The organism is Aquiflexum sp., from assembly GCF_041751335.1.
In the GTDB taxonomy this organism is placed as follows: Bacteria; Bacteroidota; Bacteroidia; order Cytophagales; family Cyclobacteriaceae; genus Aquiflexum.
Genome location: NZ_JBGSXS010000413.1, coordinates 1 through 2,181, shown reverse-complemented (window position 1 = coordinate 2,181; position 2,181 = coordinate 1). Strand labels below are relative to the sequence as shown.

Annotated in this window: 1 protein-coding gene; it reads left to right on the top strand. The window is 44.1% G+C overall.

Features of this window, described 5'->3' with window-relative positions; all coding sequences use genetic code 11:
• Nucleotides 1–603 precede the first annotated feature (603 nt).
• Nucleotides 604–2,181 (top strand): efflux RND transporter permease subunit (locus ACEW8U_RS21925; protein ID WP_373524194.1); only part of this gene is annotated, 1,578 nt, incomplete at its 3' end.

The window sequence follows — 2,181 nt, the reverse complement described above, 5'->3', positions numbered from 1 at the left end:
ATATTAGAGACAAGAACCAAGATGGGGATAGGTGATAGGTAGGGAGTTTGAAAAGGATGAAGGATGAAAGTTGTAAAATGGGCCGTCATCCTGAACGAGCTTTCTGTACGCCTTATTCAATCAGAAACCCTCCAGCGAAGTGAAGAATCTCTTGAGGGAGGTGTGACTACGCTTTCAACGGTAAGCCGCGAGACCCGATCCTCGAGAGATGCTTCCTACGTCATGACGGCTGCTCCGATTTATGTCATTGGGAAGTAGAAAAAAGTCTGTTTCCCTAACTTAGGCTATTAGACCTCTCCTGCCGTCGAGGTGACAAGGCAAAGTTTATTTATAGAGTTTGAACCTAAAATTAGATCAACCGTGCCTATATAAACCCAAAATCAAGCGAAATACCTCGCTGAATAAAAAGAAATAATAAATACAAATGGTAATGAAAATGAATGTACCAACCAACCATATGGCATCTAAAGTCTTGTTTCTTGGCTCTTGTTTTCCTGCCTACCGGCAGGCAGGTTGTTTCTAAAGTCTCACGCCTGCCTGCCGGTAGGCAGGTCTCACATCTCCAATCTAAAATCTACCTTCTAAAATCTTAAATCCCTCCCCTTGACCCCCTTCCGTATCATCATATCGTTCATCGTTCTTAGCATCATCGGATTTGCGTTGGTGCCGAGGCTGTCTGTGGATCTGAATCCGAGGGAGCGGGAACCTGTATTGACGGTAAGTTATGCGGTGCCACAATCAAGTCCTGAATTGGTGGAAAAACTGGCCACTTCTCCCCTTGAAGGTGCCCTGTCACAATTGGCTGATCTGAAGAAAATCAATTCCTTATCGAATTACGACAGGGGATCGATTACCCTTCGATTTGACAAGGAGACGGATATGGAGTTCAAGAAATTTGAGGTGGCATCCATCATCCGGCAAGTTTACCCCTCCATGGACAGGAAAGTATCCTACCCCTTGGTCACCCAATCGGAAGATAGAAGAAATGACCTGAAAACTCCGATCCTGACTTACTCTGTCAACGGCCCTTTTGCATCTTTTGAAATCAAGAAAATAGCCGAGGATGTGCTGAAGACTTCCTTGAACAGCTTTGAAGAAATAGAAGAAATCACTATCCGTGGAGCAAATGAACTTCAGTTGTATGTGACCTATGATATCAAAAGGCTACAAGCTTTCAGGCTGTCCAAGTCCGATGTGGAAGCTGTCATCAGAAATGCCTTTGGCAGGTCTTATCCCGGTTCTTTGGTCAACAACCGCGGAGAAACGCTTTTTATCCAAGTGGACCGCTCACTCAACAGCCTCAGCCAACTTGAAAATCTGTTGGTCACCAATCGGGAAGGAAAGGAGATTTTCCTAAAAGACCTGGCGAGGTTGACCTTGGAAGAAGCAGAACCATCCTCCTATTACCGTATCAACGGCAATAATTCCGTCACCTTATCCATCATCAACCGGGACGGGGTCAACAAAGTCCTTTTGGCCAAAAACATCAAAGCTGCCATTGAAGCCACAAAACCTTTGCTGCCGGCGGGATTTGAGGTCAGGTTGGAAAATGATGATACAGAGTTTTTGGAAAAGGAACTGAACAAGATTTACAAGCGCTCGGGGCTTTCTGTACTGATTTTGATCATATTCATTTTTCTGATCAACAGAAACCTGCGCTATCTCAGCATTTTGTTTTTGGGTATTGTCATCAATCTGAGTATAACGGGGATTATCCTTTACCTGATGAAGGTGGACATCCACTTGTATTCGCTTGCCGGATTGACGATATCATTTGGGCTGATTGTGGACAATGCCATTATCATGATCGACCATTTGCACAAGCATAAGAACAGAAAGGTTTTTGTGGCATTGTTGGCGGCGTCCCTTACCACCATTGCAGCATTGATGATTGTTTTCTTTTTACCTGAAGAAGACAGAAAAAACCTGACCGAATTTTCGGTAGTTGTTGCGGTGATGCTTGCGGTTTCACTTTTGGTGGCTTTGTTGTTTACCCCGGCGATGTATGAGATTCTTTTTGGACATAAAGCCAAAAAAGGTAGGGTACTGACCATGAAGCAGCTTAGAAAGAGGGTTAAGGCTTTTGGGGTTTACAGGAGAAGTATTGGTTTTGTGGCAAGGTTCAGGAAGACTTTTGTAACTGCTATTGTCCTGCTTTTTGGTCTTCCAGTATTTTTTCTT